At 59.3% G+C, this 22,181-nt stretch carries 19 protein-coding genes; 11 read left to right on the top strand and 8 right to left on the bottom strand.

Translation table 11 applies throughout. The annotated features are described in order from the left end of the window. Positions 1 to 18: 18 nt before the first annotated feature. A complete protein-coding gene (locus tag TM5383_RS13405) occupies positions 19 to 588 on the top strand; it encodes a nucleotide exchange factor GrpE (RefSeq protein ID WP_058319557.1) in 570 nt (189 codons plus the stop codon). Positions 589 to 861: 273 nt separating this feature from the next. Here the strand turns inward: TM5383_RS13405 and mutS are convergent, their stop codons facing one another. Next, entirely contained in the window at positions 862 to 3,486 is a 2,625-nt protein-coding gene (gene mutS / locus TM5383_RS13410) for a DNA mismatch repair protein MutS (RefSeq protein ID WP_058319558.1), read from the bottom strand. Between the two features lie 238 nt (positions 3,487 to 3,724). Here mutS and TM5383_RS13415 point away from each other — a divergent pair, with 238 nt between their 5' ends. After that, the gene (locus TM5383_RS13415) at positions 3,725 to 5,980 is read left to right on the top strand and encodes an NADP-dependent malic enzyme (protein ID WP_058319559.1); all 2,256 of its coding nucleotides are present in this window, start codon (positions 3,725 to 3,727) and stop codon (positions 5,978 to 5,980) included. Positions 5,981 to 6,089: 109 nt separating this feature from the next. Here the strand turns inward: TM5383_RS13415 and TM5383_RS13420 are convergent, their stop codons facing one another. Continuing rightward, positions 6,090 to 6,809: a sulfotransferase-like domain-containing protein gene (locus TM5383_RS13420; protein WP_058319560.1), complete on the bottom strand. Its 720-nt coding sequence runs from the start codon at positions 6,807 to 6,809 to the stop codon at positions 6,090 to 6,092. Beyond that, on the bottom strand, positions 6,809 to 7,720 hold the full coding sequence (locus TM5383_RS13425; RefSeq protein WP_058319561.1) for a D-amino acid aminotransferase: 912 nt from the start codon (positions 7,718 to 7,720) through the stop codon (positions 6,809 to 6,811). Before TM5383_RS13425 ends, TM5383_RS13420 begins: the two co-directional genes overlap by 1 nt. A gap of 152 nt (positions 7,721 to 7,872) precedes the next feature. Between TM5383_RS13425 and msrA the strand changes: the two genes are divergently transcribed. Then, on the top strand, positions 7,873 to 8,532 hold the full coding sequence (gene msrA, locus TM5383_RS13430) for a peptide-methionine (S)-S-oxide reductase MsrA (RefSeq protein WP_058319562.1): 660 nt from the start codon (positions 7,873 to 7,875) through the stop codon (positions 8,530 to 8,532). A 58-nt stretch (positions 8,533 to 8,590) separates the two neighbouring features. On the opposite strand, the gene TM5383_RS13435 is transcribed toward msrA, so the two are convergent. From TM5383_RS13435 to TM5383_RS13445, 3 genes are all read right to left on the bottom strand, one after another. Further along, positions 8,591 to 9,472, bottom strand: coding sequence for a PfkB family carbohydrate kinase (locus tag TM5383_RS13435; protein ID WP_058319563.1), 882 nt, complete (start codon positions 9,470 to 9,472; stop codon positions 8,591 to 8,593). Positions 9,473 to 9,555: 83 nt separating this feature from the next. Continuing rightward, the gene (locus tag TM5383_RS13440) at positions 9,556 to 9,837 is read right to left on the bottom strand and encodes an SCP2 sterol-binding domain-containing protein (RefSeq protein ID WP_058319564.1); all 282 of its coding nucleotides are present in this window, start codon (positions 9,835 to 9,837) and stop codon (positions 9,556 to 9,558) included. A gap of 120 nt (positions 9,838 to 9,957) precedes the next feature. Beyond that, positions 9,958 to 11,184, bottom strand: a complete 1,227-nt coding sequence (locus TM5383_RS13445) for an argininosuccinate synthase (protein ID WP_058319565.1) — start codon at positions 11,182 to 11,184, stop codon at positions 9,958 to 9,960. A 145-nt stretch (positions 11,185 to 11,329) separates the two neighbouring features. On the opposite strand from TM5383_RS13445, the gene TM5383_RS13450 reads away from it, so the two are divergent. Both TM5383_RS13450 and ilvA read left to right on the top strand, forming a co-directional pair. Next, positions 11,330 to 12,109 (top strand): hypothetical protein, encoded by a 780-nt coding sequence (locus tag TM5383_RS13450; RefSeq protein WP_143570258.1) that lies wholly within the window; start codon positions 11,330 to 11,332, stop codon positions 12,107 to 12,109. Positions 12,110 to 12,175: 66 nt separating this feature from the next. Then, the gene (gene ilvA, locus TM5383_RS13455) at positions 12,176 to 13,423 is read left to right on the top strand and encodes a threonine ammonia-lyase IlvA (protein ID WP_058319567.1); all 1,248 of its coding nucleotides are present in this window, start codon (positions 12,176 to 12,178) and stop codon (positions 13,421 to 13,423) included. A gap of 15 nt (positions 13,424 to 13,438) precedes the next feature. Here ilvA and TM5383_RS13460 read toward each other — a convergent pair whose 3' ends face one another. Together TM5383_RS13460 and TM5383_RS13465 are read right to left on the bottom strand one after the other, a co-directional pair. After that, entirely contained in the window at positions 13,439 to 13,789 is a 351-nt protein-coding gene (locus TM5383_RS13460; RefSeq protein ID WP_058319568.1) for an Hpt domain-containing protein, read from the bottom strand. A 66-nt stretch (positions 13,790 to 13,855) separates the two neighbouring features. Then, positions 13,856 to 14,290 (bottom strand): NUDIX hydrolase, encoded by a 435-nt coding sequence (locus TM5383_RS13465; RefSeq protein WP_058319569.1) that lies wholly within the window; start codon positions 14,288 to 14,290, stop codon positions 13,856 to 13,858. A 197-nt stretch (positions 14,291 to 14,487) separates the two neighbouring features. Here TM5383_RS13465 and hslO point away from each other — a divergent pair, with 197 nt between their 5' ends. From hslO to TM5383_RS13495, 6 genes are all read left to right on the top strand, one after another. After that, positions 14,488 to 15,495: an Hsp33 family molecular chaperone HslO gene (gene hslO, locus TM5383_RS13470; RefSeq protein ID WP_058319570.1), complete on the top strand. Its 1,008-nt coding sequence runs from the start codon at positions 14,488 to 14,490 to the stop codon at positions 15,493 to 15,495. After that, positions 15,473 to 16,099, top strand: coding sequence for a CoA pyrophosphatase (locus TM5383_RS13475; protein ID WP_058319571.1), 627 nt, complete (start codon positions 15,473 to 15,475; stop codon positions 16,097 to 16,099). Before hslO ends, TM5383_RS13475 begins: the two co-directional genes overlap by 23 nt. A gap of 3 nt (positions 16,100 to 16,102) precedes the next feature. Next, positions 16,103 to 17,275, top strand: coding sequence for a CCA tRNA nucleotidyltransferase (locus tag TM5383_RS13480; protein WP_058319572.1), 1,173 nt, complete (start codon positions 16,103 to 16,105; stop codon positions 17,273 to 17,275). Between the two features lie 125 nt (positions 17,276 to 17,400). Then, positions 17,401 to 19,263, top strand: a complete 1,863-nt coding sequence (locus tag TM5383_RS13485; RefSeq protein ID WP_370695973.1) for an ABC transporter ATP-binding protein — start codon at positions 17,401 to 17,403, stop codon at positions 19,261 to 19,263. Between the two features lie 182 nt (positions 19,264 to 19,445). After that, complete coding sequence (locus TM5383_RS13490) at positions 19,446 to 20,675, top strand: class I SAM-dependent RNA methyltransferase (protein ID WP_058319583.1); 1,230 nt, start codon at positions 19,446 to 19,448, stop codon at positions 20,673 to 20,675. 105 nt (positions 20,676 to 20,780) lie between these two features. After that, the gene (locus tag TM5383_RS13495; protein WP_058319573.1) at positions 20,781 to 21,281 is read left to right on the top strand and encodes a L,D-transpeptidase family protein; all 501 of its coding nucleotides are present in this window, start codon (positions 20,781 to 20,783) and stop codon (positions 21,279 to 21,281) included. Positions 21,282 to 22,181: the final 900 nt, after the last annotated feature.

Here is a 22,181-nt window from a genome sequence, read left to right on the forward strand (position 1 = left end):
AGTTGGAAAAGGTGGCACATGCCTAGAGAAGACGAATTCCTCGACGATATCGAGACCAGCGAAGCCGAACTGGAAGCGGAAGAGCTGGCCGAAGACGCGGCGCTGGAGCTGGAAGAAGAAGCGGATGAGCTGGAGGCGCTGCGCGCCGAGCGCGACGATTTCCGTGACAAGTTCATGCGGGCCTTGGCCGACGCTGAAAACTCGCGCAAGCGCGCGGACAAGCAGCGCCGTGAGGCAGAGCAATACGGCGGCTCGAAACTGGCGCGGGATATGCTGCCGGTCTACGACAACCTACAACGTGCCATGGACGCGGTCAGCGACGAACAGCGCGAAGCCATGGGCGCGATGCTGGAAGGTCTGGAGCTGACCCTGCGCGAGCTGAAAAACACCTTCAAGAAACACGGCATCGAAGTGATCGCGCCTGAGGTGGGGGACAAGTTCGATCCCAATGAACACGAAGCGATGTTCGAAGCACCTGTGCCCGGCACCAAAGCGGGCGAGATCATTCAGGTGTCTGCCGTGGGCTTCATGCTGCACGACCGCCTGCTGCGTCCGGCGCAGGTTGGCGTCAGCTCGATGGCGGGTTGATTTCATTTTCTGACGGGCGCCGATTTTGGCGAGTGTCGGAAGGTGAGTATTTTTGGATCATTGAAAGGGGCGGCACCGAATATGTGGGCCGCCCTTTTTTGTGGCGATTTTTCAGGGCTGAGATTTGGACCTGAGGGTATAATCACACGGGGGCCGCGGCTGAGCGCGACGAGAGAGCCTGTGTGAAATCGCCAAAACAGTCTCTAAACCACTTAAAATAAGGGTTTTTGGCGCTGTTTTGGCGGGGAAATCCTAGGGCCGTTTTGGGGCGATTTAGCCCTTTGTCAGCTCTTTCAGCTCATAAATCAGCTGCAACGCCTCACGCGGGGACAGATCGTCGGGCAGGATGGCGCTGAGACGCTCTTCGACCTCGGACGGGCCTGTGGCGGGCGCGGGCGGCGGCGGCGGTGGCGCGGCGGAGAAGAGGGGCAGGTCATCAATGACCGCCTGTTTCTTGCCGCCCTCACGCTCGCCCTTTTCCAGCGCGTCCAGAACCACGCGGGCGCGGGCGACCACGGCATCGGGCAGGCCGGCGAGTTTTGCCACCTGCACGCCGTAGCTGCGATCGGCGGCCCCCTTGCGCACCTCGTGGAGGAAGATGACCTCTCCCTCAAACTCCTTCACCGCGACGGTGGCGTTATCGACGCCCGGCAGTTTATCGGCGAGGTTGGTCATTTCGTGGTAGTGCGTCGCGAACAGGGCGCGGGACTGGTTCACGTCGTGCAGATGTTCCAGCGTGGCCCAGGCGATGGACAAACCGTCGTAGGTGGCGGTGCCGCGGCCGATCTCATCCAGGATCACCAGCGCACGGTCGTCGGCTTGGTTCAGGATCGCAGCGGTTTCGACCATTTCCACCATAAACGTCGAACGGCCCCGCGCCAGATCGTCAGAGGCGCCAACACGGCTGAACAGTTGGCTGACGATGCCGATTTTGGCCGACCGTGCAGGCACATAGCTGCCCACCTGCGCCAATAGGGCAATCAGCGCGTTCTGGCGTAGGAAGGTCGATTTACCCGCCATGTTGGGACCGGTCAGCAGCCAGATGTCGGCGCCCGCCGATCCGTCCGCCAGATCGCAGTCATTGGCGATGAACGGCGCGCCGCCCTGTTTGCGCAGCGCCAGTTCCACAACCGGATGGCGGCCACCGCTGATCTGTAGGGTGCGGCTATCGTCCACCTCGGGCTTGGCCCAATCCTCAGCCCGGGCCAGATCGGCGAGGGCTGTGGCCAGATCCAGTTCCGCCAGCGCGCGGGAGGCGACGTTGATATGATCGGCGTGGGACAGGATGGCCTGACGCAGATCCTCAAACAGGCGCTTTTCAATCTCCAACGCGCGGCCACCGGCGTTGAGGATTTTCGTCTCCATCTCGGACAAGGGGACGGTGGTGAAGCGAACCTGATTTGCGGTGGTCTGGCGGTGTTTGAACGTGTCGGACAGCGGTTCGGATAGCATCTTGTCCGCGTGGGTTGCTGTGACCTCGACAAAGTATCCTAAGACGTTGTTATGTTTCACCTTTAGCGAGGTGATGCCGGTCAGTTCCTGATATTCGGATTGCATCGCAGCGATGACAGAACGGCCCTCATCGCGCAGAGTGCGCATTTCGTCCAGTTCCACGTGAAACCCCGGCGCGATAAAGCCACCGTCACGCGCCAACAGCGGCGGTTCCGCGATCAGTGCGTTATCCAGCAGGTCGATCAGGTCGTCGTGGCCGATCAGGGCGCCAGCGGCGTTCTGCAGCAGCTCGGGCAGGGCGTTGGTAGTCAGGGGATCGTGGATCTGTGCGGCCTGCGCCAGACCGTTGCGGATCGCGGCCAGATCGCGGGGGCCGCCCCGGTCCAGACCAAGGCGCGACAGCGCGCGGTCAAGGTCTGGCACCTTGCGCAGATCATCGCGCAGTTCGGCAGAAAATCGAGACTGTTCCAGCGCAAAATCGACCGCAGCCAGTCGATCGTGAATCACATTCAGCACCCGTGAGGGGCTGGACAGACGCCGTTCCAGCAGGCGGGCACCTGCGGCGGTGACGGTGCGGTCAATCGCGGCCAAGAGCGACCCGGCGCGGCCACCGGACATGGATTGCGTCAGTTCCAGATTGCGCCGTGTGGCGGCATCAATTTGCATCACCCGCGCCTGCGCATCGCGCACGGGTTTTTGTAGCAGCGGCAGTTTGCCTCTCTGGGTGATTTCCAGATATTCCACGACGGCGCCCATTGCAGACACCTCGGCGCGGGTGAACTGCCCGAAGGCGTCTAGAGAGCCGACGGAAAACAGCGCACACAGCCGTTTTTCCGCCGACGTGCTGTCAAAGGCGGAGCGGGACAATGGCGTGATGGCAGAGCCCGATTCAGAGACTATTTCAGCCAAATCCGCCTCTGATTGGTCAGATACGATCAGTTCTGACGGCATCAAACGGGCCAGTTCCGGACCTAGACGCACCGGCGGCAGGGCCATCGCATGGAACGCACCTGTCGAGATATCGACCCACGCCAGCGCCGCCTCATCGCGCACGGTGGCGTAGGCGGCCAGGTAGTTGTGGCGGCGTGCCTCTAGCAGCGAATCCTCGGTCAAAGTGCCGGGGGTCACCAGGCGGACGACATCGCGTTTAACGACTGCTTTATACCCGCGCTTCTTCGCCTCGGCCGGGCTTTCCATCTGTTCGCAGACGGCGACGCGGAATCCCTTGCGGATCAGGGTCAGCAGGTAACCTTCGGCGGCATGAACGGGGACGCCGCACATCGGTATGTCTTCGCCGTCGTGTTTGCCGCGTTTGGTTAGGGCGATATCCAACGCCTCTGCCGCCGCGACCGCGTCGTCAAAAAACATCTCGTAGAAATCGCCCATCCGGTAGAACAGCAACGCGTTTTCATGTGCTGCCTTAATCTCCAGATACTGCGCCATCATTGGCGTTACTGCTGCTTTGGCCCCGGCCACCCCATGTCCCCCTGGGTTCGCTTGATCTTGGCCGCGACAATAAGCGGTGGCGGGAATGGGCGAAAGGGGCAATAGGGCGGTGCCCGATGGCGCATTGTGATCAAGAAATGTCGGATTTCTGTGAAAAGCACCCCGACGGTGGTTGAGGCCCGTCGCCGCAACCTGTATTGAATGCTGGATTGAGTAATATTCGGAACGAAAAACCGTCATGACAAAGCAGAAAATTACGTCAAGTGAGGCGCTGGCCTTTCATTTGGAACCGACCCCCGGCAAGTGGGAAGTGACCGCAACCGTTCCGATGACCACCCAGCGGGACCTGTCCTTGGCCTATTCGCCGGGCGTTGCTGTCCCCTGTGAGGCGATCGCAGAAAATCCTGAACTGGCCTATGATTACACCAACAAGGGCAACCTTGTGGCGGTGATTTCCAACGGTACCGCGGTGCTGGGTCTGGGCAATCTGGGCGCGCTGGGGTCAAAACCGGTGATGGAGGGCAAATCGGTCCTGTTCAAACGGTTTGCCGACGTAAACTCGATTGATATCGAACTGGACACCGAAGATCCCGATGAATTCATCAAAGCGGTGAAGCTGATGGGCCCGACCTTTGGCGGGATCAACCTAGAGGACATCAAAGCGCCGGAGTGTTTCATTATTGAGCAGAAGCTCAAGGAAGAGATGGACATTCCCGTCTTCCACGACGATCAGCACGGCACCGCCGTGATCTGCGCCGCGGGTCTGATCAACGCGTTGCATCTGTCGGGCAAGAAGATTGAGGATGTGAAAATCGTCCTGAACGGGGCAGGGGCCGCAGGGATCGCCTGTATCGAACTGCTGAAGGCGATGGGCGCGCGGCATGAAAACTGCATCGTATGCGACACAAAAGGTGTGATTTATCAAGGTCGTACCGAGGGTATGAACCAGTGGAAATCGGCCCACGCGATCAAAACGGACCTGCGCACCCTTGAGGAGGCAATGGAAGGTGCCGATGTCTTCCTTGGCGTGTCGGTAAAGGGTGCGGTGACGCAGGAGATGGTGCAGGCGATGGCAGAGGATCCGGTGATCTTTGCCATGGCGAACCCCGATCCTGAGATTACGCCAGAAGAGGCGCATGCCGTGCGTCCTGACGCGATTGTGGCCACGGGCCGTTCGGACTATCCGAACCAGGTGAACAACGTTCTGGGCTTCCCCTATCTGTTCCGTGGGGCGCTGGATATTCACGCCCGCGCCATCAATGACGAGATGAAGATCGCCTGCGCCGAAGCGTTGGCCGAACTGGCGCGTGAGGATGTGCCGGATGAGGTCGCGATGGCCTATGGCAAATCGCTGTCCTTTGGCCGCGATTACATCATCCCCACGCCCTTTGACCCGCGCCTGATCCACATGATCCCACCGCGCGTGGCCAAAGCAGGCATGGACACTGGTGCCGCCCGCCGTCCGATCATTGATATGGAAGGTTACGAGCTGTCGCTGAAATCGCGAATGGATCCGACCGCGAACGTGATGCGTGGCATTCACGCCCGTGCCCGTAAGGCGCAGGCGCGTATGATTTTTGCCGAAGGGGACGATCCCCGCGTGTTGCGTGCGGCGGTGCAGTATCAGCGTGCTGGCTTTGGCAAGGCGCTGGTTGTGGGCCGTGATGCGGATGTGAAGGCCAAGCTGGAAGCGGCCGGTATGGGCGACGCGGTGCGCGAGCTGGAGGTGGTCAATGCCGCCAACTCCCGTCACCTGAGCCAGTACAAGGATTTCCTGTATAAACGACTTCAGCGCAAAGGTTTTGACCGCCACGATGTGCATCGTATGGCCAGCCGTGACCGGCATGTGTTTTCCTCGCTGATGCTGGCGCATGGACATGCGGATGGTCTGATCACCGGTGCCACCCGTAAATCCGCCTATGTGATGGAGTTGATCAACCACGTCTTTGACGCTGACGCGGCGCATGGGGCTGTGGGTGTGACCGCGCTGCTGCACAAAGGCCGGATCGTGCTGATCGCGGACACGCTGGTGCATGAATGGCCGGATGAACAGGATCTGGCGACGATTGCCGAGCGTTCTGCCGATGTGGCCCGCCACATGGGGCTGGAGCCGCGCGTGGCCTTCGTCAGCTTCTCGACCTTCGGCTATCCGGATTCGGAACGTGCGAACAAAATGCACATCGCCCCGCAGGTTCTGGAACAGCGCGGCGTTGATTTCGAGTTCGAGGGCGAAATGACCGTCGACGTGGCCCTGAACACCACCGCCCAAGAGGCCTATCCGTTCCAGCGCCTGAGCGGTCCTGCGAACGTGCTGGTGGTGCCTGCGCGCCACTCTGCCTCGATCTCGGTCAAGCTGATGCAGGAAATGGCGGGGGCCACGGTGATTGGTCCGATTTTGGCGGGCATCGACAACTCGATCCAGATCTGTTCGACCAACGCTACCGCCAACGACATCCTGAACATGGCGGTTCTGGCGTCCTGTAAGGTGGGCTAAACGCCTGTGGATACAAAAAGAAGCGCCCGGTGGAGTGATCCGCCGGGCGTTTTTTGTTGCAAGGTAGTCGGGCGTGGCCCTGACGGGCCTAGTCTCGCAGGTCGTTTCTCTAAGCCGTCAACTTCACCGCCGCCATCCGTTCATAATGCGGTAGCGCTTGTTCCAGCAGGTCCGCCTGTGCGCCGGTCAGCTCTGGCAGTGGACCTTCGGCACCGGCGAAGGTGGTGGATTGATGCACCGCCCCGTACCAATGCGCCGCCCAGACGCCGTCGTCCTTGTGACCGCCAGCGGGCCAGCTGAGCATGGCGGGATCCCAATCCAGCCCGATCGCGTTACACAGGCGTTTTAGCATCCCCTCTGGGTCACGGCGGATGTCGGCGCTGTCGATCACCACGGGACTTTCGCCTGCGGCACACAGCTCTTCGTACAGTTCCGTTTGCTGAGTGAATCCGATGTCGCTGAGGGTGGGGTTGTCATATTTCGCGCCGAAACTGGCGATCACCCGCGCCGGATGGCGCAGAAGGAATACATTCACCATCTGCCGCATCCAATCGCGCGGTACGCCGTCGATCATGTGCTGACACATGTGTTTCTGATAATAATGCGGCTTTTCGGCTGGAATAGAGCCTAAGAGTGACGTCGCCACCACATCAGGATCCTGTGGTTGCGATGCCAGAACCTCATCCCCCATTGGATGATCTATCCCCGTCATCGCCAGATAGGCGGCATAGAACGGTTCATCCACCACGGCGCAATCGGACCGCGCGGCAAAGCTATACATCATCGCCGTCGACAGGTTGCGGGGGCCGGACCACATGGCAATTCGCATCAGGCGCACTCCTTCTCGATCAGGTCTTTGTACAGGGCGCGCAGGCGTTTGGTCATCGGGCCCATCTGCCCATCGCCAATCTGGCGGCCATCAATGTTGCCCACGGGCGTTTGCGCGCCAAAGGTGCCGGTCAAAAACGCCTCATCCGCGCCGTAGGTGTCGACCAGCGAATAGTTGCGTTCATAAACGGGGATGTCGTTGGCGCGGCACAGGTCGATCACCTTCTGCCGGGTGATGCCGTTCATGCAATAATCCCCGGTAGAGGTCCAAACCGCGCCCTTGCGCACGATGAAGAAGTTGCAGGCGTTGGTGGTGTTCACAAACCCGTTCACATCCAACATCAGCGCCTCATCCGCGCCGGCTTTTTCGGCGGCGATGCAGGCCAGAATGCAGTTCAGTTTGGAGTGAGAGTTCAGTTTTGGATCCTGCGTCATCGGCAGGCCCCGTTGATGCGGCACGGTGGCCAGCCGGATCGGACGCGGGATCGACGGTTTGGAATGTTCCATGATGATCGTCACCGTCGGCCCCTGCTGTGACAGGCTGGGATGCTGGAACGGGCGCGATTTCACCCCACGGGTGATCATCAGACGGGCGTGGGCATCGGTGGTCATGCCGTTGGCGGCCTGCGTGTTCAGAAGGGCGGCAATCACCTGATCGCGGGTCATTCCGATATCCAGATCCAGCGCCAGCGATGCCTCAAACAGCCGGTCCATATGGTCGTCTAAGAAGGCCCAGTGGTTGTTATAAAGGCGCAGGCCTTCCCAGATGCCGTCACCCAACATGAAACCGCTGTCATAGACCGACACAACCGCCTGATCCTTGGGCACGATGCGGCCGTTCAGGTAGATTTGGATCGCTTCATTGCGGGCGTCCTCTTCTGCCTGGTGGGTACTGACGTGATCTTCTTGCATGGAACCTCCCTATGTTTGCGCTGACGCTAGGCGTTGCGCGTGAGGGTGGAAAGGATTTTCTGCGCTTCACGCATACTCAAGCCTTTGTGAGAGGGGCTATCGCCGATGAAACAGATCAGTAAACCTGCCCTCAACCTGTTGGAGGACGACTCATGTTGCGTATTCAAAAATTGAAACCCGCCTTTTTGGCGCTGACCATCGGTCTGGGCCTTATGGCGCAGGGCGGCACTGCCGAAGCGGCTCAGAAAGAAGAATTGATCGTTGCTGGCGGTTGCTTCTGGTGCGTCGAGAGCGATTTTGAAAGTGTTCCCGGCGTGATCGAGGCCGTGTCCGGCTACACCGGCGGCCACGTTGAAAACCCGTCCTACAAGCAAATCGGCAAAGGTGGTACCGGCCATTACGAGGCGGTTTCGATCACCTTTGATCCTGCCAAGGTCAGCCGTGACCAGCTGCTGAACATGTTCTTCCGCTCGGTTGATCCGACCGACGCCGGCGGTCAGTTCTGTGACCGTGGCGAGAGCTACCGCACGGCTGTTTTCGTCTCTAACTCGGCTGAAAAAGCCGCCGCAGAAAAGGCCAAGAAATCGGCGCAGTCCGCTTTGGGGCAGAAAATCGTAACCCCCATTTTGGATGCCAAAACCTTCTACAAGGCGGAAAAATACCATCAGGACTACTACAAGGGATCCAAGATCGTGATCACCCGTTTTGGCCCGCTGAAGCAGTCCAAAGCGTACAAGCGTTACCGTGATGCCTGTGGCCGTGACCAGCGCGTGAAAGCCCTGTGGGGCGATGCGGCGCCGTTCGCGAAATAATGCAGCCTATTAGTGCTGTATAGGAGGGGGGCTTTGGCCCCCCTTTTCGTCGCCGTGCCTAAGTATTGGGCGACCAGTCCAACACGTCTTTCAGGTCGGGGATCACGTCAGCGGTGCCTGCGCGGGTGACCATAAGGGCAGATGCCTTGATCGCCAGTTCGGCGGCTTCGCGTTTGGTGGCGCCACGATCCAGCGCGGCGAGGAAATAGCCGGTGAAGGTGTCACCGGCGCCAGTGGTATCGACCACCTCAACCTTTGGGGCTGGTATGTCTTGCGGCACCCATTCGCTGTTTTGATCATAAAGCGTGCAGCCCGCCGCACCTTTGGTCACCACGACTGTGGCAACGCCCAATGTGGCAGGGGATAGTCCTGTGGCCGCGCTAATTTGATCCATTTCCACCGCGTTCAGGAACAGGATGTCCACCTGCGGCAGGACGGCTTGCGTGGCCTCTGCCGCAAAAGGGGCAGCAGCGTAGGCAACAGTCAGGCCCAATTTGCGCGCCGTGTCGGCAGCAAAATCCTGGCCGTTGGTTTCGTTCTGCATCACCACGATATCGCCCGGGGAGGCTTCGGTCAGTGCGATGCCGACTTGATCCAGCGGCACCGTCGCGTTTGCACCGGGGTGAACCAAAATGGTGTTCTCGCCGGCCGGATCCAGCATGACAATTGCGTTGCCCGTCGCAGAATCGACGGTGGTGATCTGACGTGTATCCACGCCGTATTCCAGAAGGCGTTCCACAGCCCATTGCCCATCACGTCCTACGGCCCCGATATGCGCGACACGACCGCCCGCACGTGCGGCTGCAACTGACATGTTCGCACCTTTGCCACCAAGGCCGGTGGTCAACCCCTGACTGAGGATGGTTTCCCCCGGCGCAGGGATATGGTCCACCCGATAGAAGTGATCCGCATTGATCGAGCCAAGGTTCCAAATTGCCATTTAAATGCCTCCGTTTGAGGGCCGAAGATGGCGTGAAACTAACATGAAAGGCAAGTAGTCGCCGGGGGCTGGGACGCTGACGATTACAGCAGATCCTTCAGCTTCATCGCTACCGCTGGATTGCCGGATACCTTGATCTTGCCCATCATCACCGCGGTCATTGGGTTCAGTTTGCCAGTGATCAGCTTGGCCAGATTATCCAGCGACATCTTCAGGGTGCAGTCTGCATCGCCCGCCTCAAGACTGACGGCGCCATCCGCGATCCGCACCACGCCTGCGTCACCACAATCGAACTGCAGGCTGTCCGAAAAACCGGCATGGGTGACGCCCTTTTGAACCAGTGCGGCGATTTCATTCAATGTCATGGTCATCCTCCCGTTTGGTGTCCCAATAAAAAACGCCCCCCTGTGCTAGGGGGGCGTTTGCATTCCAACAACGCTAACCCATCGTCAGCCTAATGCATGACGCAGGGTCAATACACTGCCTTAGCCTTTCAGGCGACGATCGCGTGTGGCCAGCAGTTTCAGGCGCAGGGCGTTCAGCTGGATGAAGCCAGCAGCGTCTTCCTGATTGTAGGCGCCTGCGTCTTCTTCAAAAGTGACGTGCGCTTCGGAGTAGAGCGAATGTTCGCTGTCACGGGCCACAACAAAGACAGAGCCTTTGTACAGCTTCAGCGTCACGGTGCCGGTGACGTGCTCTTGCGATTTGTCGATTAGGGCCTGCAGCATCTCACGCTCGGGCGAGTACCAGAAGCCGTTGTAGATCAGTTCCGCATAACGCGGCATGATCGAATCCTTCAGGTGGCCTGCGCCGCTGTCCAGGGTGATCTGTTCAATGCCGCGGTGCGCCTGCAACAAGATGGTGCCGCCGGGGGTTTCATAAACGCCGCGCGACTTCATGCCGACAAAGCGGTTTTCAACGAAGTCCAGACGACCAATGCCGTGCTTGCGACCGTAGTCGTTCAGCGCAGTCAGGATGGTGGCGGGGCTCATCGCTTCGCCGTTGATGCTGACTGCGTCACCTTTTTCAAAACCGATGGTGATGATTTCGGGCGTATCAGGCGCATCTTCGGGGTTCACGGTACGCTGGTAGACGTAATCCGGTGCCGCTTCGGCGGGATCTTCCAGAACTTTACCCTCGGACGAGGTGTGCAGCAGGTTCGCGTCCACGCTGAACGGCGCCTCACCACGTTTGTCCTTGGCGATCGGAATCTGGTGCTGTTCGGCAAACTCCAGCAGCTTGGTACGGCTGGACAGGTCCCATTCACGCCACGGCGCGATCACGGTAATCTCGGGGTTCAGCGCGTAGGCGGCCAGTTCGAAACGCACCTGATCGTTGCCTTTGCCGGTCGCACCGTGGGACACGGCGTCTGCGCCGGTTTCAGCGGCAATTTCCACCAAACGCTTGGAGATCAGCGGGCGCGCGATCGAGGTGCCCAGCAGGTATTCACCTTCGTACAGCGCATTGGCGCGGAACATCGGGAAAACGAAGTCGCGCACGAACTCTTCGCGGACATCTTCGATGTAGATGTTTTCCGGCTTGATGCCCAGCATCTCTGCTTTCTTGCGGGCGGGCTCTAGCTCTTCGCCTTGGCCGAGGTCAGCGGTGAAGGTGACAACCTCACAGCCGTATTCGGTTTGCAGCCATTTCAGGATGATCGAGGTATCGAGGCCACCGGAGTAGGCCAGGACAACTTTCTTGGGCGCGGACATGATGACCCCCTAACAGTTCGTAGAATCCGTTTAATCGCAAGCGCGATAGCGGGTTTTGGGGCCAAGAGCAAGGTGGCGCAGGGTGCGATGCGGTTGTTGCGGTGTCTGGGTTGTGTTTATGTGCGCAAAAATATTTGAGGTTGAGATGTTGGGATTTCGTTTGTTTTGGCACGCGGTGCGGATGGTGTTCACCAATCTGGTGCCGATGGCGCAGATTTTTGCGCTGCCGCTGTTGGTTTCTATCGCGGTTATGATGGCGTTTAGCGCCTATATTGGGCTGGGGCCGTTCTTCTTCTTCAGCGGTCAGCATGTGCGGTTCAACAACATTCCTGCCGGGTTTGTCGCGGTGTTTTTCGGCGCATTCCTTGTCATCTGGGTGGCGCTGATGAACGGGGTGGTGCATTGGCACCGATATATCCTGTTGGGCGAAGCACCGCGCGCGCTGATGTTGCGGCTGTCATGGCGGCAGGCGGCGAAATATATCTTGGGTGGTATCCTGATTATCCTGCTGCTTATCCTGCCGTTTTGGTTGCTGGGGATGGTTGCCGGAAAAATTGCGATAGGATTTGCCAAAGATGGAAATCTCTTGGTCGCGCAAGGGATCATGGTGGCGTTGAGCCTTTTCTTTACCGCTCTTTTTCTTGCGTTTAGCCCGATACTGCCCGCCTATGCGATTGATCGGAGCATAAAGATCAGCGATGCGCTCTCCGCGATGTCTGGCACCCTTGGCACATTGATTGTCTGTGCGATCGGTTTGCTGGCAGTCGAATGGGTCGGTGACGTTTTGGTGCGCCAGTTGGCGATGCTGAACATGAAGGTGGCGGGGATTGTTGGGATCGTGGTGCAGATGGTGACGGCGATGATCGGTGTGAGCCTGATCACGACCATTTACGGTCACTTCGTCGAAGAACGACCATTGGGCTAAGGTATACTTGGGCACACATACCGCAAAGCGCTTGCCTTTGCGGCAAGGCTGTTTCAAGACAGGCACATGAGCGATTTTCTGAAAAAGGCCCGCGTGGCCGAGCAGCAGATGCGGGCCCTGTTTCCCGCCACGCCACTTCAACGCAATGACCATCTGTCGTCGAAATACGGCGCGGATATCTGGCTGAAACGTGAAGACCTGAGCCCCGTGCGCAGCTACAAAATCCGTGGCGCGCTGAACGCGATGGGCAAGGCCTTGGCGCGCGATCCGGCGTTGGAGGTGTTTGTCTGCGCCTCCGCCGGCAATCACGCGCAGGGGGTGGCCTATGTCAGCCGTCATTTCGGGGTGAAAGGCGTGATCTTTATGCCGGTGACCACGCCGCAGCAAAAGATCGACAAAACCCGCGTGTTTGGCGGCGATAGTATCGAAATCCGTCTGGTTGGAGACTATTTCGATGCCTGCCTTGAGGCTGCGCAGGCCTATTGCGCCGAGGCGGGGGGATATTTCCTGTCGCCTTTCGACGATCTGGACGTGATCGAGGGGCAGGCCAGCGTGGCGGCCGAGATGACCGCTCAGCTGGGCCGCGTGCCGGATATGGTTGTGCTGCCTGTGGGCGGCGGTGGTTTGTCGGCGGGTGTGATCCGCTATATGGATGAGGTGGCGCCGGATACCGACCTGCGGTTTGTGGAACCCACCGGCGGGCAAAGCCTGCGCGCGGCGCTGGCAGCGGGTGAACCTGTGAAACTGGACGGTGTGGACAGTTTCGTTGACGGCGCCGCGGTGGCGCAGATCGGCAAACATCCGTTTGAAGTGCTGAAAGGCACGGATCCCGCCAAAATGCTGGATGCGCCAGAGGATCGGATTTGCACCACCATTCTGGAAATGCTGAACCTAGAGGGGATCGTTCTGGAACCCGCTGGTGCCCTGTCTGTGGACGCATTGCAGGATTTGGTGGCGGACATCCGTGGCAAGACCGTGGTTTGCGTGACATCCGGCGGGAATTTCGATTTTGAACGCCTGCCAGAGGTGAAGGAACGTGCGCAACGCTACACTGGGGTGAAGAAATACCTGATCCTGCGTCTGCCCCAGCGTCCTGGTGCGCTAAAGGACTTCCTCAATATCCTTGGACCCGACGATAACATTGCCCGGTTCGAGTATATGAAGAAAAACGCCCGCAACTTCGGGTCGGTTCTGATCGGGATCGAAACGTCAGACGCGGCGAACTTCGACGCGCTGTTTGCCAAGCTGGATGACAGTGATTTCCTCTATTCGGACATCACGGACAACGAAAGCATCGCAGAATTTGTGATCTGACCGCTGCGTTAGACGTCAGGCCGCCAGTCGGCCTGACACCTCACCATCAAAAATGGTGACAGAACGGTCACAGCAGTTGAGCAGTGCAGAAACCGTTTTGGGGGTGACACTGTCACAGGTCAGCAGATCATGATGCAGATCCAGCTGGCGCTGCACCTCACGGCATTTGGCGCTAAGGTCATCAAAACCCAGCGTGGTCGCGCAGGCTTTCAGACGATGAACATCATTTTCCAGCGTCAGCGGGTCAGGTGTGTGCAATCGGCCGGTCACGCTGTTCATCTCGTCGATCAGCTGTTCCACAACCGTGGCAAAATCAAACGGCCCCAACTGGTGATGCAGTTCCTGAACGTGGTCCCAATTGATCATCTTACACCTCATACCTTTTACGCAATGCTGTCAGAAACGGCTTAACAAAGGATGAATGTAGCCCGATCACAGCAGTTTTTGCACAAAGTGACGGTCGCCTTCATTGCCCAGCAGTTCTGCCGCGGCCTCAATCGGTAGCCAATGGGCGCTATGGCCTGCCTCTAGCGGGTCGCTGATCTGTCGCACCGGATGGGCGATATAGATGGTGCAGATCTTTTCCGCCCAGAGGTCGTACTCCGGCATGAACGTATAGCGGCGAAAGGCGCCCAAGCGGCGGGGATAAGCGATGGACCAACCGGTTTCTTCAAACGCCTCGCGGTGCAGTGCCACAAGGGGGGATTCGCCTGCATCTACGCCACCACCGGGCAGTTGAAACTCTGGTGTCGGCTCTTCTTGAAAGGTGACCAGCATGTCGCGTCCGCGCGGCAGGATTACATAGGCGCCGGGGCGGATTTTGTAGCGTTTGTCGGCTTTTGGTGCCTCGCCAAAGCGTCGGATCATGTCTGTTTATCCCTGTGCCGCGCTCTCCCTCCAGGGTCACGGGCCTGTGACCCCTTGGACTGGCGCTTGTCCTGCCTATATTCAGCCTGTATGCCATGTGCCAAATTCAGGGCTTACGCCCTGCAAATACCCTTGCCACAGACTGTCGTTCAGCTTGTCCTCCCTCTATGCCAAGCGACGGCGCATAAGGAAACCCCATGACCCTTGGATCGAAACTCGCTTGGGACGACACAGTACTGCCGTTCCAGTTGGACAACTCTGATATTCGTGGCCGTGTTGCGCGGCTGGACGGTGTGCTGAGCAACGTGTTGAAACAGCACGACTACCCCGCCGTGGTAGAGGCGCTGGTGGCGGAAATGGCGCTTTTGACCGCGCTGATCGGCCAAACGGTGAAGCTGCGCTGGAAACTGTCGCTGCAGGTGCAGTCTGACGGTCCCGTGCGGATGATCGCCACCGACTACTATGGCCCGACCGAAGAAGGCGAACCCGCCCGCATCCGCGCCTATGCCAGCTATGATCCTGACCGACTGACCGATGCAGCGCCGTTTGATCAGCTGGGCAAGGGCTATTTCGCCATCATGATCGACCAAGGTCAGAACATGACCCCCTATCAGGGTCTGACCCCGCTGGCAGGCAAATCCCTGTCCGAGTGTGCCGAGGCGTATTTTGCCCAGTCCGAACAGCTGCCGACACGGTTCCAGCTGTCCTTCGGTCAGTCGATCGAACCGGGGGTTGTTGAACACTGGCGCGCGGGCGGCGTGATGCTGCAGCACATGCCGAAAGCGTCCCCCTTCGCCAAGGGCGAAGAGGCCACCGGTGATGATGGCCTGATGCACGCCCGTGATCTGGTGGATGGCGATGACGGTGAAAACTGGAACCGCGTGAACATCCTGCTGGATTCCGTCGAAGAGCTGGAGCTGATCGGTCCACAGGTCACCCCTGCCACCCTGCTGACCCGCCTGTTCCACGAGGAACAGCCGCGCGTTTATGACGTGCAACCGATCACCTTCGGCTGCACCTGTTCCGAAGAGCGCGTGCGCCAGTCGCTGTCGATCTATTCCGCCAAGGACATCGAAACGATGACCACCGACGCAGGACGCGTTACAGCGGATTGCCAATTCTGCGGGGCGCATTACGATCTGGACCCAGCAACCGTTGGGTTTGAGGCAGAAAAGGCGCAAGATGCAGGACAGTCAGAAAGCTGATCCCCGTCACACGGGGCTGATGGAAACCGTGGTCGCGGCGCTGGACCGATCTGGCGCTGACACCTCGGATTTTGACCTGAACCCTGATTTGATCTTGCCAGCGGGGCGCAAACTGCGCCCTGCGGCTGTTTTGGTGGGCTTCATTGATCGCGGGAATGGCCCGCATGTGGTGCTGACCAAACGGTCGTCGCGTCTGAAACATCACCCCGGCCAGATCGCCTTCCCCGGTGGCAAGGTGGATGAGGGCGACGCGGATGTGACCGCCACCGCCCTGCGCGAAGCGTGGGAAGAGGTCGGGTTGCGCGTCGATCAGGTCGAAGTTTTTGGCCAACTGCCGCCGCATGAAACCGTCACCAGTTTTACCGTGACCCCCATTTTGGGCCGGATTAGGGACGATTTTGTCGCCAAACCCGAACCCGGTGAGGTCGAAGAGGTGTTTGAAGTGCCGCTGTCTCATCTGGCCGATCCGGCGAACTATGTGGTGCAGCAACGCATCTGGGCGGGCAAGCCGCGCCCCTATTTCACCGTGCCTTGGGGGCCCTATTACATCTGGGGCGCCACCGCGCGGATGCTGCGCGGGCTGGCGGAACGGATGGCGGATTAACGGATGGTTAAGGTTACGGGCGATTGGCTGACGCAGCCCCAGACACAGGCCGTTTGCGCGATGCTGACGGACGCGGGCCATCAGGCGCATTTTGTCGGTGGCTGTGTGCGCAACGCGCTGTTGGACGCGCCGGTCAGTGATCTGGACATTTCCACCGATGCCCACCCCGAACGGGTGATGGAACTGGCAGAGGCGGCGGGGCTGACCGCCGTGCCCACAGGCATTGATCATGGCACAGTCACGGTGATCAGTGGCCGCATCCCGCATGAGATTACCACCTACCGCAAGGACGTCGAAACCGATGGCCGCCGCGCTGTCGTCGCCTTTGCCGACACGATGGTCGAGGATGCAGAGCGGCGCGATTTCACCATGAATGCGCTCTATTGCGATGCTGCGGGTGTGGTGGTGGACCCGCTGGGTCAGGGGCTGGACGATCTCAAGGCGCGGCGGTTCCGGTTTATCAATGATCCCGCACAGCGCATCCGCGAGGATTACCTGCGCATCCTGCGCTACTTCCGTTTTCACGCTTGGTATGGCGACGCGGCGGAAGGGTTGGATGCTGACGCATTGGCCGCAATTGCCACGAATTTGGCTGGAATAGAGGCACTTTCGCGCGAACGTGTCGGATCAGAGTTGATCAAACTCTTGTCTGCGCCGGCCCCCGAACAGGCCGTTGCCGCGATGCGTCAATGCGGTGCGCTGGCGATGGTGTTGCAGGGTGTGGACGATCGCGCGCTGGCGCCTTTGGTGCATCTGGAACAGCAAACAGATATGGCCGCCGACGGTATCCGCCGTCTGGCCGCGCTGGGCGGGGAAGAGGATGGCCGTGGGTTGCGCCTGTCCAATGAACAGCGCAAGCGGCTGGCGATCTACCGCGATCATATCGGCACTGCTGAAGGGGCAGGGGAGCTGGGCTATCGCCATGGCGCAGATATGGCGCGGGGTATCTTGCTGTTACGCGCGGCGATGTTGGAAATGCCGCTGATGTCCGGCAGTTTCGCGGCTGTGGATCACGGCGCTGCGGCCACCTTCCCGGTGAAAGCTGCCGATCTGATGGAGGCTTTTCCCGGTCGGTTCCACGGCCGCGCCCTTGGCGATGCGCTGCGCCGGTTGGAGGCGCTATGGATCGCATCCGATTTCACCGCCGACCGCGCGGCGCTAATTGACGCAAGCTAACGCGCAAGCCTTGCCAAATTTCGGGCACTGCTATCTGTAAACCCAATCGAAACGCCGTTTTCAGACCCCAGCCCATTTGCGAGGGTGCTAAACCGTTTACACCCCACATTTCTGTAAGGCGCCCAATGTCTGGTTTTCTGAAACACCTTAACTTGATTGATCCTTTCAAACCGGCAGACGGTCCGCCGCCGACCACATCGGTTGCCTTCGTGCGCTGGGCGCTGCGGGGTACGGGGCCGGTGTTGTTTCTGGCCTTCGTCCTCGCCAGCCTTGGCGGCGCGTTGGAGGCGACGACCGCTTATATTCTGGGTCGCGTCGTCGATTCGGCGGCCCAAGGCACTGTGGCGGGCTACATGGACGCGAATGCCGCGCTGTTGATCGCGGCAGTTCTGTTTTTCATTCTTGTACGGCCTGTGTTTCAGGGGCTGTCTGCGCTGACGACAGGGTACATCGTCGGGCCGAACCTGAACCCGCTGGTGCTGTCGCGGTTGCACCGCTGGACGATGGGGCAATCGGTTGATTTCTTCGACAGCGATTTTGCCGGACGCATCGCGCAGAAACAGATGCAAACCGCTAGCGCCCTGACCCAAGCGGTGAATGAGGTGATCCATGTGGTCGCCTTCGCCGCGGCGGCTGCGGTGGGCAGTATGGTGCTGCTGATGGCGATTGATTGGCGGATGGCGGGGATCTTTGCCCTGTGGTTTGCGGCCTATGTCGGCGTGTTGCGTTATTTCCTGCCACGCGTGCGCGTGCGGTCCAAGGCGCGCGCTGGCGCCCGCGCCGGTGTCACCGGTCAGGTGGTGGACACGATCACCAACATCAAAACGGTGAAACTGTTTGCCCACGCCGATCACGAAGATCGCGCCGCGCTGGATCAAATGCGCCGGTTCCGTGATATCGGGCTGGCCTTCGGCGCGACCTCCGCGGCGTTTCGCACGGTGCTGATGCTGGTGGGCGGGCTTTTGCCCCTCGGCCTCGTTGGGGCGGCACTCTATTTCTGGTCGCTGGGACAGGCCAGTCCCGGTGATATCGTCGCCGCTGGTGCGGTGTCCCTGCGTCTGTCGCAGATGACCGGTTGGTTCAGCTTTGCGCTGATGGGGATCTATTCCAGCATCGGTGAGGTAGAGGATGGGGTGAAAACCCTGACCCGTCGCGAACGGCTGGAGGATGTACCAGACGCCCGTACCCTTGAGGTGTGTGGGGGCGAGATCGCGCTGGATCAGGTTTCCTTCGCCTATGGTCGTGATGTGGGTGGGGTGAGTGACATCACCCTGACCATCAAACCTGGTGAAAAGCTGGGTATTGTCGGGGCCTCTGGCGCGGGGAAATCCACGCTCGTCTCGCTTCTCCTGCGGCTCTATGAGGCCGAAAGCGGCGCGATCCGCATCGACGGGCAGGACCTGCGCGGGGTGACACAGGAAAGCCTGCGTCGTCAGATCGGGATGGTTACGCAGGAAACCGCGATGTTCAATCGATCGGCCCGTGACAACATCCTCTACGGTTGTCCTGATGCGGATGAGGCCGCGCTGATCCACGCCGCAGCACAGGCCGAAGCGCATGAATTTGTCAGTGCCTTGCGCGATAGCGAGGGGCGTGAAGGCTATGACGCCCATCTGGGGGAACGCGGTGTGAAACTGTCGGGCGGGCAACGTCAACGCATCGCTCTGGCCCGCGCGATCCTGAAAGACGCGCCCATTCTGGTGCTGGATGAAGCGACATCGGCACTGGACAGCGAGGTGGAGGCCGCCATTCAAACCGCGCTGGAACGGGTGATGGAGGGCAAGACCGTGCTGGCCATTGCCCACCGTCTGTCCACCATTGCCAAGATGGACCGCATCATCGTGATGGATCAGGGTCGCATCGTCGAACAGGGCAGCCATGACGATCTGCTGGCGGCACGCGGCCTTTATGCGCGCTATTGGGATCGTCAATCCGGCGGCTTTATCGGCGCGGATGAGGATGCCGGGCAGCCGGAAGCGGCGGAGTAGGGTGTAAATAGGTTGCAAGCCTAGCGCCGACCCGAGGGGTGGCGCAATCGCGCCGCCCTGTGGGGGCGGGTCGGCGCGGCCCAACAGTACCTGTTGGGCGGGACATATATTAGAAGCCATCGTTTCAAACCAAAACGCATTTAGCACTAGTGAAACTTGGGCGCTTTGGCTATCAGGCGCCCATGCAGACATATCAGATCACACGTTTGGGCCATCAGGGCGATGGCATTGTGCAGGGCGATGAGGGTGCGATTTTTGCCCCGATGACCCTGCCGGGCGAAGAAGTGCGCGGCACCGTTGAGGGAAGCCGCCTGAAGGATGTGCGTATTGTCACACCGTCGGATTTCCGCGTTTCGCCAGAGTGCCGCCATTACAAATCCTGCGGTGGCTGTCAGTTGCAGCATGCCTCTGACGACTATGTCGCCGACTGGAAACTGGGCGTGGTGCAGCAAGCGTTGACCGCCCAAGGGCTGGACGCACCGCTGCGCCCGATCCTGACCTCGCCGCCGCAAACCCGCCGCCGCGCCAGCCTGTCTGTGCGCCGCACCAAAAAGGGCGCAATGGCCGGTTTCCACGCCAAAGGATCGGATGTGATCGTCGAGGTGCCGGATTGCCAACTGCTACACCCCGAGGTGATGAAAGCGATGCCCGTGGCCGAAAAGCTGGCGACAATCGGCGGTAGTCGCAAGGGCGAGCTGAGCGTTCTGGCCACCATGTCGCTGACCGGTCTGGATCTGGCCGTGTCGGGTGGCAAACCGCTGGACGAGGCGCTGCGCATTGCCCTGTCGGCTGAGGTGGAGGCGTACAAACTGGCCCGCCTGTCCTGGGATGGTGAGGTGATCGGTCAACGTGAACCCCCGCTGCAACAGTTCGGCGCCGCGCAGGTTGCGCCGCCTTCTGGTGCCTTCCTGCAGGCCACTCCTGAGGGCGAACAGGATCTGCTGACCACGGTGCAAGAGATTGTCGGCAACGCCAAACAAGTGATCGACCTCTTCGCCGGCTGCGGCACCTTCGCGCTGCCTTTGGCCAAAACGGCAGAGGTCCACGCGGTTGAGGGCGAAAAGGCGATGATGGCCGCCCTTGATCGCGGCTGGCGTCAGGCGCAGGGGTTGAAAAAGGTGACGCATGAGGCCCGCGACCTATTCCGCCGTCCCCTGATGCCGGATGAGCTGCGCAAAACCGACGCCGTTGTGATCGACCCACCCCGCGCAGGCGCCGAGGCACAGGTGCGCGAACTGGCGCAGTCCGACGTGCCGGTGATTGCCTTTGTCTCTTGCAACCCTGTCACCTTCGCCCGCGACGCCCGCATCCTGACCGAAGGGCCCTACCAGATGGACTGGGTGCAGGTGGTCGATCAGTTCCGCTGGTCGTCACATGTGGAACTGGTGGCGAAATTCAGCCGCAAGGCGTGAGGTCACGTCGTTTTGCATCACGCTGGCACGGGCTTTGCGCTATGGTGATGTAAATACACCAGCGGCCTTAACGCTGGGTGCAGATATGAGGCACAGGAACAGGCAATGAGCAGGTTACGGGTTCTATTGGGGCTATTGGCCCTGTCGGTATTGGCCAGCTGCGGCGGCGATCCGAAATTCAAGCGTTACAACGGTCCCGAGGTGACACAAATTCTGGTCAAGAAAGAAGAGCGTCGGATGTACCTGCTGCATAACAAGCGGGTGCTGGAATCCTACGACATCTCTCTGGGGTTTGCCCCGACGGGCGACAAGGTGAAAGAGGGCGATGGGCGCACGCCCGAGGGGCTGTATTTCATCGACCGCCTCAACCCGCAAAGCCGGTTCCATCTGTCACTGGGTATCAACTACCCCAATCAACGCGACTTGGCCGAAGCCCGCGCCGCGGGTGTTGATCCGGGCGGTGATATCTTCATCCACGGTCGCCCCAAGAAATTCCGCAACGGGATCGAAGACTGGACCGCCGGCTGCATCGCCGTCACCGATGAAGAGATCGAAGAGATCTATGCCATGGTCGAGGTCGGGACACCGATCTGGATTGGGAAGTAGGTGAGGGGCGCTGGGTTTGACGATAGCAAACTGTTATTGGGTCGTCTCGAGGTATATCTGCGAAAGTCATGTCGCTGGCCGCATACGTCAGGTCGGAGCTTGGAGCCAAAGTTGATTTGAACTTGGTAACGATGACTATTCTGTCAACTCTCTACACTCGTAAAGATGGAGAGTTGATACGCGAATCAATCAAGGATAGCGTTATTTATGGCGTGAAGCACAGGCGGCGGTGCATGTACCCGGTTCCCAAGGGGCCGATGACGTTTTTTGTGGCAACACAAGAGGCGACGGTGGTGCCCAGTTAGTGCTACCGGAAACCCTTACTTTAAGCACTGCTGCCGACACCATGAAAAAAGAACTACGCGACGAGATTAAAAAGCTTTGCCGCAAAGCGTTCGACAAGCAAAAATCTGAGAACGCTACTGTTGAAAAATATAAGACTAAGTTCACTAAAAGGACAGGTGTCGCTGCGGCAGACGGCTGGCCAAAAGGCCCAACTTATTCTCATAGGCATTTTGATCCTACACATTGCATCAAAAATGCGAATGTCCAAGCTAAAGCTATATGGGCTTCTGTTCTGGCTGGAACGTACGAACCGACTCCTGCAGTGAGATACACAATACCAAAACCAACTGGTGGATTTCGCGAGATTATGGCGTTCTCCATCCCTGATACGGCGCTAGCTAACATCTTGTTCCGAGCTGCAAGAGACAGAAACCGAAAACGAATGTCTCCTTTCTCATATGCGTATCAACCTGATCGCAATGTGTTCGATGCCATCATTGCTCTTGGGCAATATCGCCCAGATGGAAAGCTGATCGCAGTACAAATTGATTTCGAAAAGTATTTTGATTCAATCCCAAGAAACTATCTTGAAAAACTCATCGANATCAATTTGTA

It is taken from the genome of Thalassovita mediterranea (assembly GCF_001458435.1).
Taxonomy (GTDB): Bacteria; Pseudomonadota; Alphaproteobacteria; order Rhodobacterales; family Rhodobacteraceae; genus Thalassobius; species Thalassobius mediterraneus.

Excerpts from the sequence above, each read along its gene's own strand:
- TM5383_RS13495 (WP_058319573.1), top strand. The coding sequence starts at position 20,781 with ATGAGCAGGTTACGGGTTCTATTGGGGCTATTGGCCCTGTCGGTATTG.
- TM5383_RS13450 (WP_143570258.1), top strand. The coding sequence starts at position 11,330 with ATGTTGGGATTTCGTTTGTTTTGGCACGCGGTGCGGATGGTGTTCACC.
- TM5383_RS13420 (WP_058319560.1), bottom strand. The coding sequence starts at position 6,809 with ATGCGAATTGCCATGTGGTCCGGCCCCCGCAACCTGTCGACGGCGATG.
- TM5383_RS13435 (WP_058319563.1), bottom strand. The coding sequence starts at position 9,472 with ATGGCAATTTGGAACCTTGGCTCGATCAATGCGGATCACTTCTATCGG.
- msrA (WP_058319562.1), top strand. The coding sequence starts at position 7,873 with ATGTTGCGTATTCAAAAATTGAAACCCGCCTTTTTGGCGCTGACCATC.
- TM5383_RS13485 (WP_370695973.1), top strand. The coding sequence starts at position 17,401 with ATGTCTGGTTTTCTGAAACACCTTAACTTGATTGATCCTTTCAAACCG.
- mutS (WP_058319558.1), bottom strand. The coding sequence starts at position 3,486 with ATGATGGCGCAGTATCTGGAGATTAAGGCAGCACATGAAAACGCGTTG.
- TM5383_RS13460 (WP_058319568.1), bottom strand. The coding sequence starts at position 13,789 with ATGATCAATTGGGACCACGTTCAGGAACTGCATCACCAGTTGGGGCCG.
- TM5383_RS13475 (WP_058319571.1), top strand. The coding sequence starts at position 15,473 with ATGCAGGACAGTCAGAAAGCTGATCCCCGTCACACGGGGCTGATGGAA.
- TM5383_RS13465 (WP_058319569.1), bottom strand. The coding sequence starts at position 14,290 with ATGATCCGACGCTTTGGCGAGGCACCAAAAGCCGACAAACGCTACAAA.
- TM5383_RS13445 (WP_058319565.1), bottom strand. The coding sequence starts at position 11,184 with ATGTCCGCGCCCAAGAAAGTTGTCCTGGCCTACTCCGGTGGCCTCGAT.
- TM5383_RS13405 (WP_058319557.1), top strand. The coding sequence starts at position 19 with ATGCCTAGAGAAGACGAATTCCTCGACGATATCGAGACCAGCGAAGCC.
- TM5383_RS13440 (WP_058319564.1), bottom strand. The coding sequence starts at position 9,837 with ATGACATTGAATGAAATCGCCGCACTGGTTCAAAAGGGCGTCACCCAT.
- TM5383_RS13415 (WP_058319559.1), top strand. The coding sequence starts at position 3,725 with ATGACAAAGCAGAAAATTACGTCAAGTGAGGCGCTGGCCTTTCATTTG.
- TM5383_RS13480 (WP_058319572.1), top strand. The coding sequence starts at position 16,103 with ATGGTTAAGGTTACGGGCGATTGGCTGACGCAGCCCCAGACACAGGCC.
- hslO (WP_058319570.1), top strand. The coding sequence starts at position 14,488 with ATGACCCTTGGATCGAAACTCGCTTGGGACGACACAGTACTGCCGTTC.
- TM5383_RS13425 (WP_058319561.1), bottom strand. The coding sequence starts at position 7,720 with ATGCAAGAAGATCACGTCAGTACCCACCAGGCAGAAGAGGACGCCCGC.
- TM5383_RS13490 (WP_058319583.1), top strand. The coding sequence starts at position 19,446 with ATGCAGACATATCAGATCACACGTTTGGGCCATCAGGGCGATGGCATT.
- ilvA (WP_058319567.1), top strand. The coding sequence starts at position 12,176 with ATGAGCGATTTTCTGAAAAAGGCCCGCGTGGCCGAGCAGCAGATGCGG.